13 protein-coding genes are annotated in these 15,611 nt (G+C 43.1%); 12 read left to right on the top strand and 1 reads right to left on the bottom strand.

Going from position 1 to position 15,611, the window contains the following annotated elements:
• Positions 1-8 precede the first annotated feature (8 nt).
• Positions 9-1,730, bottom strand: coding sequence for an Rqc2 family fibronectin-binding protein (locus J7E52_RS23710; RefSeq protein ID WP_214750804.1), 1,722 nt, complete (start codon positions 1,728-1,730; stop codon positions 9-11).
• Positions 1,731-2,154: 424 nt separating this feature from the next.
• Between J7E52_RS23710 and J7E52_RS23705 the strand changes: the two genes are divergently transcribed.
• The 12 genes from J7E52_RS23705 (at position 2,155) to J7E52_RS23650 (ending at position 15,608) form a co-directional block, all read left to right on the top strand.
• The gene (locus J7E52_RS23705; protein WP_214750884.1) at positions 2,155-4,833 is read left to right on the top strand and encodes a calcium-translocating P-type ATPase, SERCA-type; all 2,679 of its coding nucleotides are present in this window, start codon (positions 2,155-2,157) and stop codon (positions 4,831-4,833) included.
• Positions 4,834-4,988: 155 nt separating this feature from the next.
• Positions 4,989-5,864, top strand: a complete 876-nt coding sequence (locus tag J7E52_RS23700) for a YicC/YloC family endoribonuclease (protein WP_214750803.1) — start codon at positions 4,989-4,991, stop codon at positions 5,862-5,864.
• A 53-nt stretch (positions 5,865-5,917) separates the two neighbouring features.
• Positions 5,918-6,181, top strand: a complete 264-nt coding sequence (gene remA, locus J7E52_RS23695; RefSeq protein ID WP_034313813.1) for an extracellular matrix/biofilm regulator RemA — start codon at positions 5,918-5,920, stop codon at positions 6,179-6,181.
• Between the two features lie 10 nt (positions 6,182-6,191).
• Positions 6,192-6,806 (top strand): guanylate kinase, encoded by a 615-nt coding sequence (gene gmk / locus J7E52_RS23690; RefSeq protein WP_076366617.1) that lies wholly within the window; start codon positions 6,192-6,194, stop codon positions 6,804-6,806.
• A gap of 3 nt (positions 6,807-6,809) precedes the next feature.
• Positions 6,810-7,016: a DNA-directed RNA polymerase subunit omega gene (gene rpoZ / locus J7E52_RS23685; protein WP_214750802.1), complete on the top strand. Its 207-nt coding sequence runs from the start codon at positions 6,810-6,812 to the stop codon at positions 7,014-7,016.
• Between the two features lie 241 nt (positions 7,017-7,257).
• Positions 7,258-8,466: a bifunctional phosphopantothenoylcysteine decarboxylase/phosphopantothenate--cysteine ligase CoaBC gene (gene coaBC, locus J7E52_RS23680; protein ID WP_214750801.1), complete on the top strand. Its 1,209-nt coding sequence runs from the start codon at positions 7,258-7,260 to the stop codon at positions 8,464-8,466.
• A 6-nt stretch (positions 8,467-8,472) separates the two neighbouring features.
• Positions 8,473-10,884 carry a primosomal protein N' gene (gene priA, locus J7E52_RS23675; RefSeq protein ID WP_214750800.1) on the top strand — a complete coding sequence of 804 codons (2,412 nt, stop codon included), beginning with the start codon at positions 8,473-8,475 and terminating at the stop codon, positions 10,882-10,884.
• A gap of 95 nt (positions 10,885-10,979) precedes the next feature.
• The gene (gene def, locus J7E52_RS23670) at positions 10,980-11,465 is read left to right on the top strand and encodes a peptide deformylase (RefSeq protein ID WP_214750799.1); all 486 of its coding nucleotides are present in this window, start codon (positions 10,980-10,982) and stop codon (positions 11,463-11,465) included.
• On the top strand, positions 11,462-12,421 hold the full coding sequence (gene fmt / locus J7E52_RS23665) for a methionyl-tRNA formyltransferase (RefSeq protein ID WP_214750798.1): 960 nt from the start codon (positions 11,462-11,464) through the stop codon (positions 12,419-12,421). Before def ends, fmt begins: the two co-directional genes overlap by 4 nt.
• Entirely contained in the window at positions 12,408-13,760 is a 1,353-nt protein-coding gene (gene rsmB, locus J7E52_RS23660; RefSeq protein WP_214750797.1) for a 16S rRNA (cytosine(967)-C(5))-methyltransferase RsmB, read from the top strand. Before fmt ends, rsmB begins: the two co-directional genes overlap by 14 nt.
• Complete coding sequence (gene rlmN, locus J7E52_RS23655) at positions 13,760-14,854, top strand: dual-specificity RNA methyltransferase RlmN (RefSeq protein ID WP_137018769.1); 1,095 nt, start codon at positions 13,760-13,762, stop codon at positions 14,852-14,854. Before rsmB ends, rlmN begins: the two co-directional genes overlap by 1 nt.
• A 4-nt stretch (positions 14,855-14,858) precedes the next feature.
• A complete protein-coding gene (locus J7E52_RS23650) occupies positions 14,859-15,608 on the top strand; it encodes a Stp1/IreP family PP2C-type Ser/Thr phosphatase (protein ID WP_137018768.1) in 750 nt (249 codons plus the stop codon).
• The last annotated feature ends 3 nt before the right edge of the window (positions 15,609-15,611 follow it).

The raw sequence follows: 15,611 nt of genomic DNA, 5'->3' as shown, positions 1-15,611 counted from the left end.
TTATTTTTTTACTCCTTTACCGCTTCCTTTAAGCGTATGACGGTATCGGCATCCGGTGTAATATATACGGTCTGCTGCTGCTCATAGATCACGAACCCGGGCTTGGAACCATTCGGTTTCTTAACATGGCGCACTTGTGTGAAGTCAACGGGCACTGAGCTCGATTGCTTAGCTTTACTGAAGAAAGCTGCTAATACCGCTGCTTCTTTTATCGTTTTTTCACTTGGCGCTTCATTTCGAATCACAACATGTGAGCCAGGTATGTCTTTGGTATGAAGCCATATTTCATCACGGCGTGCAAACTTATTCGTCAGGTAATCATTTTGTTTATTATTCTTCCCGACAAAAATGAGATCTCCATCTGTAGCATAATAGGTTTCAAGCTGGGGTTTTGCATTTGCAGGCTTTTTCATGCCTTTTTTCTTTTTTTGCCGAATGTATCCTTCTTCCTGAAGTTCTTCGCGAATTTCCTCTATATCTCTGGGTGACGCTGATTGAAGCTGCTGATGCAACGCTTCAAAGTAGGCCAATTCCAATTTTGTTTTTTCGATTTGTTCTTGGACGACTCCGACTGCATTTTTTGACTTTTGGTATTTGGAGAAGTACTTTTGTGCATTATCTGATGGATTTTTTAATGGGTCAAGCGGGATGGTGACCATACTTTGTTCTTCATCATAATAATTGACGACTTCTATTTCCTTCATGCCTTTTTTCATTTGATATAGATTAGCTGTAAGCAGCTCACCAAACAGCTGATACTGTTCCCCGCGTTCCGTATCTTTTAATGTACGTTCGAGCTTCCCGATTTTTTTTGAGTTCTTTTCGATTTCATTCGTAATGAACCGTTCTACATCCTGGCTCTTTTGCTTAACCCGATCTCTTTCTGCCTTTCCGAAGTAATAGCGGTCGAGCATCTCGCTCAATGAAGAAAACGTACGTTGATTTCCAGTCAGATGCTCAAGTGAAAGCATATAAAAAACTTCTTTATTTCCATCTTGTTTGATCGTCGCAGCATACTTCTGTTCCGAGATTTCTTGGATAATGCTTAAAAAAGCTGATGGAAGGGTCGTGCTGTTGGCAAGTCCAGCACGGTAGACGGCTTCCTTTGCAACTAATGGTGAAACCCCAGAAAAATGGGCAACAAGCTGTCGATCCAGCTTTCCTGCATTGAAATCGATATTCTTCCTGATATCGTCCTCGGTAGCCTCGAAGGGATTATTCTTTTCTTGTGCGGGAGGAGCCTTATACTCCTGGCCGGGCAATATCGCCCGATAACTGTTTACTGCATGTGAAACATGCTTAATGCTGTCCAAAATCATATTGCGTTCTTTATCGACTAAAACAATGTTGCTGTGACGTCCCATGATTTCGATGATTAACTGCTTTTGAGAGACATCACCAAGCTCATTGCGGCCCTTCACTTCAAAAATGATCATCCTATCAAGTTCATATTGATAAATATTTTCTATCGTGTAGCCTTCGAGGTGCTTCCTGAGAAGCATGCAGAACATGGGTGCTTCTTTGGGATTTTCATAGCTTTCTTCGGTCATTTGCACCCTCGAATAACTCGGGTGGGCTGACAATAAGAGCTTATGGTTCTTACCTCCAGCACGAACAACCAGTATTACTTCATTTTTATAAGGCTGATGTACCTTATTGATTCGTCCACCTTTTAATATAGAAGCGATTTCTTCCGTCATCGCTTTCGTAAATAATCCATCAAATGACATTCTATTTTTACTTCCTTTACATAAGATTTTCTAAGATACTCATTTTGCTAGGCGTTATCAATGCATCAGGGCTGCCCATTTTAGCTAATCACAAATTTTAATCGGACTGGGTGAAAAGCTGAAGTTGCCGTTCGGGTATATTGAATGGATGTTATTTTTATAGGTTCCTGAGATTAATTTCAAATTTTGACCATCCATCATGATTAGCGGACGTTCATTCATTATATTATCCGCATCGTTCTTCTTTCCGCAATTCTGTTTAATTATAGCATTATTTTGGACGAGTCTGAATAATCATGGAAGAAGAGCAGGTTGTTTTATGTATCGGTAAGCAGGCAGGTGTTGGATGAGTAAAGCAAAAAGCGCCTGTTGAGATGTATACAGGAGCCTATTTCATTCTATTCAAAGGGATGTGTGATACTTGATGGAGTTCAAGGAAATGAATAATCAAGAAATGGAGAAAGCACTTCAAACAAACGTTACACACGGTTTGGACGATGATGAAGTAAAGGACAGGCTGCGAAAGCATGGCTTTAACGAATTGAAGGAAGGAGAAAAACAGTCTGCCATTCTTTTATTCTTCGCCCAATTCAAAGATTTCATGGTCATAGTTTTACTTGCCGCGACCTTAGTCTCCGGGATTTTGGGTGAATATATCGATGCGATTGCCATCATGGCGATTGTTTTTTTGAATGGATTACTTGGTTTTTTTCAAGAACGTAAGGCAGAAAAATCCTTGGATGCCCTAAAGGAAATGGCTGCGCCGCAAGTTAACGTGCTTCGAGGTGGACAGTGGCTAAAAATCCCATCTAAAGAAGTTGTTGTGGGTGATATCCTGAAGTTTTCGAGCGGTGACCGAATCGGTGCCGATTTACGGATCGTCGACCATTCAAGCCTCGAAATAGAAGAGTCTGCACTTACCGGTGAATCACTCCCGGCCGTTAAATGTTCTGATCCATTGATGAATGAGGTCGAAGGTATCGGTGATCAGGAAAATATGGCTTTTATGGGAACGATGGTGACAAGAGGAAATGGAGTCGGAATCGTAACCGCTACAGGAATGAATACGGCGATGGGCAAGATTGCGGATCTCCTACAGACTGCAGAAACAAAAGAAACACCGCTTCAGCGGAGGTTGGAGCAGCTAGGCAAAATTTTGATCGTCACAGCTTTAATATTAACTGTAATTGTGGTCCTGACTGGTGTCATTCAAGGGCATGACCTCTATACGATGTTTTTGGCCGGGGTATCATTGGCTGTTGCGGCGATTCCCGAAGGCTTGCCAGCCATTGTGACCGTAGCCTTGTCTTTAGGCGTTCAGCGTATGATCAAACAAAAAGCGATTGTCCGCAAGCTTCCTGCCGTAGAAACGCTAGGCTGCGCAACGGTGATTTGCTCAGATAAGACTGGAACACTGACCCAAAACAAAATGACGGTGACGAAGGTTTGGAGTGGAGGGAAAACTTGGGATGTCAGCGGTACTGGTTATAAACCTGTCGGAGAGTTTTCTTTAAAGGGGGTTTCAGTTGCCCCTAAAAACCATAATGCCTTGCTTCAAATAATTACCTTCGGCATGCTCTGTAACAAAGCTGAGTTAAAGGAGAATGGTAAACAATATATTTTAGACGGTGATCCGACAGAAGGGGCGATGTTGGTCGCGGCAATGAAAGCAGGGTTGACGAGGGAACACTTGTCCAAGAGGTTTACGATAGTCAAGGAGTTTCCATTTGACTCGAGCCGCAAAATGATGAGTGTCATAGTGAAGGATGATAAAGATAATCATTTTGTCATCGCAAAAGGGGCCCCTGACGTATTGATCGCCCAGTCCGATACGATTCTTTGGGAAGGAAGGTCGGAAATATTAAATCGGGAGAGTAAGGAAAGGGTGCAGCAGGACATGAATGAGCTTGCCTCGCAGGCACTTCGAATGATTGCTGTAGGTTATAAACCCCTTTCAAAAGGGACGGTTTTGCTTCATGAAACCGAAGCTGAGCGTAATTTGACCTTCATGGGACTGCAGGGCATGATCGATCCCCCGCGTCCGGAGGTGAAGCAAGCAGTTAAGGAATGCAGGGATGCCGGGATCAAAACTGTCATGATTACTGGCGACCATGTAATAACCGCAAAGGCAATAGCTAAAGAACTTGGTATTTTAAAAGGAAAGGACCGTGTACTTGAAGGACGGCAATTGGCGGACATGGACGTCGGGGAGCTTGAGGAAGTTGTTGAAAGTGTTTCAGTATTTGCCCGCGTTTCCCCGGAACATAAGTTGAAAATCGTAAAAGCCTTACAAAATAAAGGACATGTCGTTGCAATGACTGGGGATGGTGTCAATGATGCCCCTGCGATAAAATCAGCGGATATTGGTATATCCATGGGAATCACGGGTACTGATGTCGCTAAGGAAGCTTCTTCCTTGATATTGGTTGACGATAATTTTGCCACAATTAAATCGGCCATCAAAGAAGGCAGGAATATTTATGAAAACATCAGGAAGTTCATCCGTTATCTGCTTGCTTCCAATGTTGGGGAGATTCTGGTCATGTTTTTTGCTATGCTATGTGCCTTGCCGTTACCTTTGATACCAATCCAGATCTTATTCGTGAACCTTGTAACTGACGGACTGCCCGCGATGGCGTTGGGCCTGGATTCCGCAGAAGAAGATGTAATGAAAAGAAATCCAAGGAATGCTAATGAAGGTGTTTTTGGAAGAGGGCTTGGCTGGAAAATCATCTCACGCGGTTTTCTGATCGGGGTTTCTACATTGATCGCATTTTATGTTGTATATCGTGCAAATCCGGATAACCTTGCTTATGCACAAACGATTGCGTTCGCTACCTTGGTCCTGGCTCAGCTTATACATGTATTCGATTGCCGAAGTGAACGTTCGATCTTCTCGAGAAATCCATTCGGTAACCTTTATCTAGTGGGGGCGGTATTATCCTCCTTATTATTGATGGTAGCCGTCATGTATGTGCAGCCTTTGCAAACAATCTTTCATACGGTACCGATTTCAGGAAGGGATTGGCTATTAGTAATAGGAATGGCATCCATTCCAACTTTTTTACTGGCTGGAACCTTTTTAGCAAGAAAAGCACAATGATATATGATATAATCTTTAAGGTGGTAGAGTCTTGCTCTATTGCCTTTTTATTTTTGTAGTATTTTATTTGTGAGCTAAAGTTTTCGTGCTGTAGCTAATATATAATGAATGTTAAAGGCTAAATTACTACATTATGTTTGATAGGATGTGGAACCATGGTTACCAGTATGACGGGCTATGGAAGAGAAGAAGCGGAAAACGAACAGGTCAAGGTTTTTGCTGAAATCAAGACCGTGAACCATCGTTTTTGTGAATATACGATTCGAATGCCGCGCCAGCTTTTGGTTTTGGAAGAAAAGGTGAAGAAGAAGGCTAATCAATACATAAGAAGGGGACGGGTGGAAATCTTCATTACAGTGGAAGGTGAAAGCCTGGTTTCCAAAAAGGTGAAGATCGATTGGGATCTTGCTGATCAGTATGTGGGATTGATGGATGAAGTCAAGGGAAAATACAATCTGGAAAGTTCCATTACATTACAGGATATGCTGCAACTTGAATCGATTTTCATGACGGAAGAAGTACCTGCGGTTCCTGCCGATTTGGAATCCCTGTTATTGAAGGCTGTCACGGGGGCATTGGAAAACCTGAAAAAAATGCGGAATCTGGAAGGTCAGGAACTGGCCTTGGACATGAAACGCCAGCTTGAAAAGTTTGGTGAGATTGTTGAAGGGGTCAAAATGCATGCACCTTCAGTCGTCGAAAAATATAAAGCCCGGTTGGAAATCAAACTGGCAGAGTTGACTGATGGATTGATCGAAGATAGCCGCATTGTGACAGAAGCGGCCATTTTTGCTGATAAATGTGATATAAATGAAGAACTGACCCGACTCGATAGCCATGTACAGCAATTTTCAAGGACGCTTACCCATAGTGAACCAATTGGAAGGAAACTTGACTTCCTTGTCCAGGAAATGAATAGGGAAGTCAATACGATTGGATCAAAGGCAAATGATTCGGCCATTACCAAAGAAGTGGTGGAAATGAAAAGTCTGCTTGAAAAATTAAAGGAACAGGTTCAAAATATCGAGTAGTCGGTTTATGATGAACCTAACAAGGTGACAATAGATATGAATGGGGGACAAAAATGTCAATTAAGCTCATTAATATTGGTTTTGGGAATATCGTTTCCGCGAATCGGATCGTATCCATCGTGAGCCCTGAATCGGCTCCGATCAAAAGGATCATCCAAGACGCCCGAGACCGCGGATCCTTAATAGATGCTACATATGGTAGAAGGACTAGGGCCGTTATAATTACAGACAGCGACCATGTCATCTTATCTGCCGTTCAACCGGAAACGGTTGCCGCACGGCTTCAAGATAGAGATGACAGCGTAGAAGAGGGGTAACTGAAACAATATGAGAGAAAAAGGTTTATTAATCGTTTTGTCCGGTCCATCCGGTGTTGGTAAAGGAACTGTAAGAAAGGCGATTTTTTCTCAGCCAGGAACGGCATTCGAATATTCAATTTCGATGACGACACGGCTGCCACGTCATGGTGAAGTGGACGGAGTGGACTATTTCTTCAAAAAACGCGAGGAATTCGAAGCACTGATCAAAGAAGGCAAATTGCTGGAATATGCCGAGTTCGTCGGTAATTATTATGGAACACCCGTGGATTATGTCCGTGAAACAATCGATTCCGGAAAAGATGTATTTCTGGAAATTGAAGTTCAAGGAGCTAAACAGGTCCGGGAGAAATTCCCTGAAGGACTTTTCATTTTCCTTGCTCCTCCGAGTTTGACCGAACTCGAAAGCCGCATCGTTACTCGCGGGACCGAGACGGAGGAAGCGATAAAAGGACGGATGAAAGTGGCCAAGGAGGAAATAGAACTTATGGATCTGTATGATTATGTTGTTGAAAATGATCATGTGGATGCCGCATGTGCTAGAATTAATGCAATTGTAATTGCCGAGCATTGCCGTCGGGAAAGAGTTGCTGTTTTATATAAAAAAATGTTGGAGGCGGAATAAATTATGTTATATCCATCAATTGATTCTCTATTACTTAAAATCGATTCTAAATACTCACTTGTATCAGTGGCAGCTAAACGCGCCAGGGAAATGCAAATAAAAGATAATTGCCTCGTAACTAAACCGGTTTCCTATAAATCAGTAGGTCGTGCCCTTGAAGAAATTCATTCCGGTAAATTGACTTACGATAATTCTTACGAGGAAAACTAAGAGAACACATAGCTTGACCTATCGGGCCTGACACCCTAAAGCAAACAGGAGCGTTACATGCTTCCATCCTGCGGCCAAGGTGTCAGGCCTGTTTGTTTTGATTTTTAAAAACGGAAGTCATGAAAGCAGGCGAGATATGAAATGTTGGAAAATCCAAATGTTATTGCGCATTTCAAATGAATTTTCTTCGCTTTTCAGTCATAATTAGAAAAAATAGAAAGTATAGTTAGGGGAAATTTGCATGCTTATCGATAAAAAAGTACTTCTTTGTGTCACCGGCGGGATTGCTGTATATAAGGCTGCTGCCCTGACAAGTAAATTAACTCAGGAAGGTGCGCATGTTAAAGTGATCATGAGTGAATCGGCACGTAAGTTCGTTACGCCGCTCACCTTTCAAGCACTTTCGAGAAATGATGTGTATACAGATACTTTTGATGAGAAGGATTCATCAGTCATTGCCCACATCGACTTGGCTGATTGGGCTGACATCATCCTATTGGCTCCAGCTACAGCCAATGTCATCGGCAAGGTAGCCAATGGAATCGCGGATGATATGATCACGACCACACTCCTGGCAACGGAAGCGCCTGTCTGGGTTGCGCCGGCAATGAACGTGCACATGTACGCCCACCCGGCGGTTCAGAAAAATATGGAGACACTTCGGTCGTTCGGATATCAATTCATTGAACCGGGTGAAGGGTATTTGGCCTGCGGTTATGTAGGGAAAGGGCGATTGGAGGAACCGGAAACAATCGTAGAACATCTCAATCGATATTTCGGTGATCGCAAATCACAACAACTGCCTCTTATAGGAAAGAAATATTTGATAACGGCGGGACCGACTCGTGAAGCAATCGATCCCGTGCGTTACGTGACGAATCATTCCAGCGGCAAAATGGGCTATGCCCTAGCCGAAGAAGCAATTGAAATGGGCGCTGAGGTGACATTGATCACTGGCCCAGTGAACTTGACACCACCTTCCAAGGCCAAAGTAATACCAGTGGAATCAGCAGCAGATATGTATGATGCGGTATTCGATCAGTTTGATTCCAGTGACGTCGTAATCATGACGGCTGCAGTGGCGGACTATAAACCGAAGATTTATCATGCTCAAAAGATGAAAAAGCAGCCAGGGGAAAATGTGATTGAATTTGAACGGACAAAGGATATCCTCATGGAACTCGGTGAAAATAAAACTCATCAGATCTTGGTAGGCTTTGCGGCTGAAACGAACAATGTTGAAGAATACGCAAAAGGGAAATTAGTCAAAAAGAACGCAGATATGATCGTTGCCAATAATGTTACCGTCGCAGGGGCAGGATTTGGAACGGATACGAACATCGTGACCATTTACGATAAAGATGGAAGTGCGACCGAACTTCCAAAAATGAGTAAAGCGGATATAGCTAAGAGCATCCTGGCAGAAGTATCTCGCATGCAAAAGGAATGATGTCATATGGATATAGCATCCGTCATCGTGGATGTACCTGCTAAACAAACGGATCGAGAATTCGACTATCGCATACCTGAAAAGTGGAACCAAGTCATCAAGCCCGGAATGCGGGTCATCGTCCCATTCGGCCCAAGAATGGTGCAGGGATTCGTCACAGGCTTTAAAGCTAAAAGCGACTTTGCGAAATTACGCTATATAAAAGAACCAATGGATTTGGAGCCCATCCTTAATGATGAATTGCTTCAGCTGGGTGACTGGTTGACCAAAGAGGCGATGTGCTTTAAAATTTCAGCGCTACAGGCCATGCTTCCGGCAGCGATGAAAGCAAAGTATGAAAAAGTGATCAAAGTCGTTGAAGATAAAAAGGATCGGCTGCCTCCATTCATTCAAAACCTTTTCGGAAAAAATGATTCAATATCTTGGAAAGACGTGATTGAAGGGGAGAACGCATCCCTCTTCCAAAAGGAAATGCAAAATGGCAATCTTGAGCTCATATATAATGTGAAAAACCGACTTAATAAGAAGACGGTCCGTGTCATTAAATCTTTGCTTTCCCCTAAGGAACTGAAAGAAATGGCATCAGCCATGTCCAGCCATGCAAAGAAACAACAGGAACTCCTTCAATACTTTATTGAACATCAAGAACCCATTCCGTTAAAAGAATTGCTTGAATTGATGAACACATCAAGCGGTACCGTCAAATCCCTAGTGTCAAAAGGGGCCTTGGCGGAAATGGATCAAGAAATATACCGTGATCCTTATGAAAACCGTGTGTTCGAAAAATCCACTCCCTTTACACTTACAGCTGAACAAGCAGCTGCCTTGAAGCCTATCCAAGAGAAAATACATCATGATGAACATGATGTTTTCCTTTTATATGGTGTAACCGGCAGCGGGAAGACGGAAGTGTACCTCCAGGCAATTGCCTCTGTCATTGAAAAAGGGAAGGAAGCCATCATGCTTGTACCTGAAATCTCCTTAACGCCACAGACGGTGAAGAGGTTTAAGGAACGGTTTGGGGAGCAGGTAGCTGTCATGCATAGCGGTTTATCTGTAGGTGAAAAATATGATGAATGGCGGAAAATTCACCGTAAAGAAGTAAAAGTGGTGGTGGGCGCGCGTTCCGCCGTGTTTGCTCCTTTTGTAAACCTGGGGCTGGTCATCATTGATGAAGAGCATGAATCCAGTTATAAGCAAGAAGAAACGCCAAGGTATCACGCCAGGGACGTTGCCATTGAAAGAGCAAAATCATATAGTTGCCCGGTTATTCTTGGCAGCGCCACACCTACACTTGAATCATTTGCGCGGGCCAAGAAAAATGTCTATAAATTATTGACACTTAGCCAGAGGATGAATAAAAATGCGTTGCCAGCAGTGGATATTGTAGATATGAGGGAAGAACTAAGAACGGGAAATCGTTCCATGTTTTCGGAGCTGCTCTTTACCAAGCTGAAAGACCGGCTTGAGAAGGGGGAGCAAACAGTTCTGATGCTAAATAAAAGGGGGCATTCTTCCTTTGTGATGTGCCGAAGCTGCGGATTGGTCATCAACTGCCCTAATTGTGACATTTCACTCACATATCATCGCTTTAATGATATAATGAAATGCCATTATTGCGGATTTGAAGAGGGAATGCCTTCAGTTTGCCCTGAATGTGAAAGTGAACATATAAGGTTCTTCGGTACAGGCACTCAAAAGGTTGAAGAAGAGCTTGCGAAAATCCTCCCTGAAGCACGGGTCATACGGATGGATGTTGACACGACGAGTAAGAAGGGTTCACATGAGCGGTTGCTGAATGCCTTTGGAGAAGGGAAGGCCGATATATTGCTAGGCACCCAAATGATTGCCAAGGGCCTTGATTTTCCTAATATCACCCTTGTTGGAGTCCTTTCAGCTGATACGATGCTGCATCTGCCTGATTTCCGTTCTTCGGAAAAGACATTCCAGCTGCTGACACAGGTCAGCGGAAGGGCAGGACGTCATCAGCTTCCGGGAGAAGTCGTCATCCAAACCTATACACCCGAGCACTACAGCATCGAGCTTTCTGCCTTTCAGGATTATGATGCTTTTTATGAACGGGAGATGCATCTAAGGAGGCAAAGTCATTACCCTCCCTATTATTATGTTGTTCTTATAACCGTTTCACATGAAGACTTGATGAAGACGGTGAGTGTTACTGAAAAAATCACCAATTATTTAGGCTCACGATTGAATCGGGATTCTATCGTACTAGGTCCGGTTGCTTCGCCCATAAGTCGAATCAACAATAGATATCGCTATCAATGTCTGATAAAATACAAACGAGAGCGGGACCTGAATCAGCATTTACGCACACTTTTGGAGCATTACCAAAAAGAAACCGCTCAGAATCAGCTGCAGATTTCAATAGATTTAAATCCACAGATCATGATGTAATTGTTTAAAAGATGGATGATTACCGCGAGCTGTTACAGCTTGCGTTTTTATATAATGAAGTGTTGTTTTTCATATCTAGGAGGTTACCTTTAATTTTGGCTATTTTACCGATTGTCTTGTTTCCTGAAAAAATTTTACAACAAAAATGCGATAAAGTAACAAGTTTTGATAAAAAGTTGGCAAAGCTGTTAAATAACATGTATGAAACGATGGTGGAAGCGGATGGCGTTGGACTTGCAGCACCTCAGGTTGGCGTGAAAAAGCAAGTGGCCGTCGTTGAAATAGAGGAAGGATCAGGTGCAATCGAACTGATTAATCCTGAAGTGCTGGAAATCGAAGGCGAACAGACAGGTGTTGAAGGATGCTTAAGCTTCCCGAGTTTATATGGTGAAGTATCGCGTCCATACCGTGTCAAAGTCCGGGCACAAGACCGAAAAGGATCTTTTTTCGAGATAGAAGCGGAAGATTTCCTCGCAAGGGCCCTTCAGCACGAAATCGATCATCTGCAAGGAGTTTTATTTACAAGTAAGGTTTCCCGGTATATTTCGGAAGAAGAGTTAGAAAGGTATGGAGAAGAATGACAAAAATAATATTTATGGGTACACCGGACTTTTCAGTGCCGGTATTGAAAAGAATCATTGATGAAGGGTATGATGTGATCGCTGTTGTCACACAGCCCGATCGTCCAGTAGGCCGCAAAAAGGTGCTTACGCCGCCGCCAGTTAAGGTCGAAGCCGAAAAGCATGGGATTCCCGTTTATCAGCCCGAAAAAATCCGTGAAAAAGAGGAACTTGAAAAGATCATCGCATTGAATGCTGACTTGGTGGTGACGGCGGCTTTCGGACAAATCCTTCCGAATGAATTGCTGGATGCCCCTAAGTACGGATGTATTAATGTACATGCCTCCCTGCTTCCTGAACTGCGTGGAGGGGCGCCCATTCATTATTCCATTTTACAGGGGAAAGAAAAGACTGGGATAACCATCATGTATATGGCGGAAAAATTGGATGCCGGTGATATATTGACTCAGGCGGAAGTTGCCATAGAGGAAGAGGATAATGTCGGAACAATGCATGATAAATTAAGCAAGATAGGGTCGGATTTACTTGCAGAGACACTTCCGAAACTTATTAATGAGGAGTTACAGCCGATCAAGCAGGATGAGGCTAGAGCGTCTTTTGCGCCTAACATCAAACGATCGGAGGAAAGAATCGACTGGTCGAAATCAGGGGAAGACATCTATAACCATGTACGCGGCCTGAATCCTTGGCCTGTTGCTTATACAACCTTAGACGGGTCCATTTTGAAGATTTGGCAGGTAAAGAAACTTGAAGATGGCAATCAGGCTGCGCCGGGCACGGTCATTGATGTACAAAATGATGGTTTCATCGTTTCGACAGGCAATGAGACGGCAATACTAGTTACAGAACTGCAGCCTTCAGGAAAGAAAAAAATGCCGGCGAAAGATTACTTGCGCGGAGCCGGATCGTTCATTAAAGCAGGCATGAAGTTAGGAGAACAGAATGAAGCAAACTAAAAAGGGAGTACGTGAAATCGCTCTCGATATTTTGGAATCTGTAGAGAAAAACCAATCCTACAGTAACCTATTATTGAACAACTTGATTAAAAAGCACCAGTTATCCGCCGTGGACAGCGGTTTGCTTACAGAAATAAGCTACGGTACCATACAGCGGAAGATGACTTTGGATTATTATTTGAACCCGTATATTAAACAACCTAAAAAAACACAAAGCTGGGTCATCAATTTACTTAGACTTTCCGTTTACCAAATGGTCTATTTGGATAAAGTGCCTGATCATGCAATCATTTTCGAGGCTGTCGAAATTTCCAAAAAACGCGGACATAAGGGTACATCCTCCATGGTCAATGGCGTGCTTCGCAATATCCAAAGAAATGGTGTTCCTTCTTTAGATGAAATTAAAGATGATCTGGAACGGCTTTCCATAGAAGTAAGTCATCCAATTTGGCTTGTGGAGCGTTGGGTAGAGCAATTTGGCTATGAAAAAACCAGGGAAATGTGTGAAATCAACTTAACTGCGCCATTACAGACGGGCCGGGTTAATTTAAAGAAGATTTCACGCCGTGAACTGATCAGCATACTAACGGAAGAAGGATATGATGTTGAAGCAAGTGAAGTCGTTCCCGAAGCAATTGTCAGCTATAAAGGGAATCTTGCTCATTCGGAAAGCTATAAATTGGGGTATTTATCGATTCAGGACGAGAGTTCAATGCTTGTTGCCCATGCATTAGGTGCGAATGAAAATGATGCCGTACTCGATTGCTGTGCTGCACCTGGAGGGAAAACGACACATATCGCAGAAGGCTTGACCACTGGACAAGTATATGCGCTCGACCTTCATGAACATAAGGTCAAGCTCATTAAAGAACAGGCGGAGCGCCTAAAGCTCAGAAACAATATTAAGACAATGGCCCTTGATAGCAGAAAAGTGCAAGAACACTTTAATAAGGAAGGTTTTGACAGGGTCCTGATCGATGCACCATGTTCCGGGTTGGGAGTCATGCGCCGGAAACCTGATGTGAAGTACACTAAAACAAAAGATGATATAATGAAACTCTCAAGTATACAAAAACAATTATTGGAATCGGCTGCCCCGCTTGTTAAGCAAGGCGGACGGTTAGTATATAGTACCTGTACGGTGGATAAAGAAGAAAATGACAAAGTCGCTGCAGCATTTTTGGAAAGCCATCCGGATTTTGAAAGCGATGCAACCTTGTCCACAAGAATGCCTGAAAGCGTTCAGCCATTTATCGAGGGTCATACTCTGCAAGTTTTTCCGCAATATTTTAGCAGTGACGGATTCTTTATTGCGAGTTTTAGAAAGAAGGTGCTGTAATGGCAGAAATCACTAAATCATCTAGAGTAAGAAAAGACACGACACCAGAAAAACCATCGATCTACTCATTGGAGCTACACCAAATTAAAGAATGGCTTGTTCAAAATGGAGAGAAGGCATTCCGGGCCGATCAAGTATATGACTGGCTTTATAAAAAGCGTGTCTCCAGTTTTGAAGATATGTCCAACCTTTCGAAATCATTACGTGATAAGCTGGAATCACAATTCACCTTTACAACTTTGAAAACTTTGATTCAGCAAACGTCCAATGACGGAACGATGAAGTTTTTATTTGAACTCCAAGATGGATATTCGATTGAAACGGTGCTGATGCGCCATGAATACGGAAACTCCATTTGCGTGACAACACAGGTCGGATGTAGAATTGGCTGTACATTCTGTGCGTCGACACTAGGCGGTTTAAAGCGGAATCTTGAATCAGGGGAAATTGTTGCCCAGGTCGTTAAAGTTCAGCAAGCACTTGACGAATCGGAAGAACGTGTTAGTTCTGTCGTAATCATGGGAATCGGTGAACCGTTTGATAACTACGATAATATGATGTCATTCTTGAAGAACATAAACCATGAAAAGGGCTTGAACATCGGGGCACGTCATATTACCGTTTCCACAAGTGGAATCATTCCTAAAATCTATAAGTTTGCCGAAGAAAGCATGCAAATAAACTTTGCTGTTTCCCTTCATGCACCGAATACCGAATTAAGAAGTAAATTGATGCCGATCAATAAGGCCTACAAACTTCCAGACTTGATCGAAGCCATCAAATACTATACAGAAAAAACAGGTCGCCGTGTAAGTTTTGAATATGGTCTATTCGGTGGCGAAAATGATACAGTGGAGCACGCAGAAGAATTAGCAGATTTAATAAAAGGGATAAAATGCCATGTTAACTTAATACCAGTTAACTATGTACCTGAACGCAACTATGTACGAACACCTCGGGACCAAATTTTTGAGTTTGAAAAAACATTGAAGAAGCGCGGCATTAATGTAACGATCCGAAGGGAACAAGGCAGTGATATTGATGCAGCCTGCGGCCAGCTTCGGGCCAAGGAGCGTAAAGAAGAGACGAGGTGACCCTATGAGGGCAATATTTAAGACAGACCGTGGAAAAGTCCGCCAGCATAATGAAGATAATGGCGGAATCTTTAAGAACTCGGAAGGCGTTCGCCTTGCCATCGTTGCAGATGGCATGGGCGGCCACCGTGCCGGGGATGTAGCCAGTGCAATGACGATAGACCTTCTGAAAAAGGGCTGGGAAGTATCCACCGGAATCGAAACGGCAAATGATGCCGAGGATTGGCTGAAGCAGCAAATCTTTTCGGTCAATCAGTTGCTTTTTGAACATGCAGAAGCGAATACGGAATGTAAGGGCATGGGGACCACCATTGTTGCAGCCATTTGCACAGACAAGTTTGCTACCATTGCCAACATCGGGGACAGCCGATGTTATTTGTATAATGAGAGCGGTTTTAAGCAGGTCACGGAAGACCATTCACTCGTTAATGAATTGGTCCGTTCCGGGCAGATTTCGAAGGAAGATGCCGAAAACCATCCACGGAAAAACGTTTTATTACGAGCCTTGGGGACAGAAATGCAAGTGGAAATGGACATTATGACGGTCATCTTCGAAGAAAATGATTTACTATTGCTTTGTTCGGATGGATTGACGAATAAAGTGAGTGAACAGGAACTGGAAGAAACGGTAACCAATGGACAGTCACTTGAAGAAAAGGCAAATTCATTAATAGATAAGGCCAATCACTACGGTGGGGAAGATAATATCACCCTTGTGCTTGTTCAATTTACTGAAGAAAGTGAAAGCAGGTGAATT

This window comes from Bacillus sp. ISL-34, from assembly GCF_018613325.1.
In the GTDB taxonomy this organism is placed as follows: Bacteria; Bacillota; Bacilli; order Bacillales; family DSM-1321; genus Peribacillus.
Note: the sequence above shows the minus strand (reverse complement) of the source record. Positions and strands in the feature narration are given on the sequence as shown.